Below are 885 nucleotides of genomic sequence, written 5' to 3'. Positions count from 1 at the left end.
CGGTGGGTTGTACACACTCTCCACCGGATTCTCACATTCCTAGTTACTGACGATTCTAGCTCGGGGTCTCTGGATGTGTCGCTGCGCTAAACTAGAACGGATGGGTGAATACCGTGTCTACCGAACGTATCCCGAAGGCGGCGATGAGGACGCGGAAATCGACAAGGGAATGCACTTCATGCCGCAGAACGGCAACGATCGTGTAATCAACTTCCCTAAGATCCACCGCGAGAACGGACGGGAAATGCACTCGAACTACAAGGAGACCGTCCGTATATTCAAGAACGCACGCTATTACTACAACAACCATTTCGATACTCTCTGGACGATTGATGCGCACTCGTATGGGATCGAGTGTCTCATCTACAACGTTCCAGAGGGTATCCTAAAGCGAACTAGTCGATCAGATCGGTTCGACGAAATCCTCACCCACCTAGAAGACGCGGACTTCTCAAGCTTTGATCAAGTTTCTGAAATGGAATCTCTATTTGGCGATAGCAACACGCAGTGGAGTACTAACGAAGCAGACGAACTCATAATCCGTCTCCAAGAAATGTGGGAAGACTGGTACAGCAAACGAAAGAATGCACAACTTTTCCACTGACCAACCGAATCGCCATCAGCGATACATCGCAATCGGTATCGCTACGGCAGTGATTTACCTTGGAGGAATCAGCGTTTTTGGTCCTGTACTCGGACTTTCGATGGGCGTTGTCTCATCTGCACTCTACTTCAGTTTCACGAGATATCTCTGGAAGTGGGAGTGGTATTCGTCTTTAGCTATTCGTCTTTAGCTAAGACTCACACCTCGGTTGCGTAGCGGTAGCGAGCGTCTCTTGTAACACTGGCCGTTGCTGGTGGATCTTCTGTGCGTCGTCGATCAGT

Annotated in this window: 1 protein-coding gene; it reads left to right on the top strand. The window is 49.6% G+C overall.

Annotated features, from left to right (window positions below; all coding sequences use genetic code 11):
• The first annotated feature begins 100 nt into the window (after positions 1 to 100).
• Positions 101 to 604: a nucleotidyltransferase-like protein gene (locus N0B15_RS15420; RefSeq protein ID WP_263020611.1), complete on the top strand. Its 504-nt coding sequence runs from the start codon at positions 101 to 103 to the stop codon at positions 602 to 604.
• Positions 605 to 885: the final 281 nt, after the last annotated feature.

Source organism: Natronobiforma cellulositropha (assembly GCF_025629245.1).
Taxonomy (GTDB): Archaea; Halobacteriota; Halobacteria; order Halobacteriales; family Natrialbaceae; genus Natronobiforma; species Natronobiforma cellulositropha.
Note: the sequence above shows the minus strand (reverse complement) of the source record. Positions and strands in the feature narration are given on the sequence as shown.

What these genes read in the sequence shown, in the direction of transcription:
- N0B15_RS15420 (WP_263020611.1), top strand. Translation starts at nt 101, where the DNA reads ATGGGTGAATACCGTGTCTACCGAACGTATCCCGAAGGCGGCGATGAG.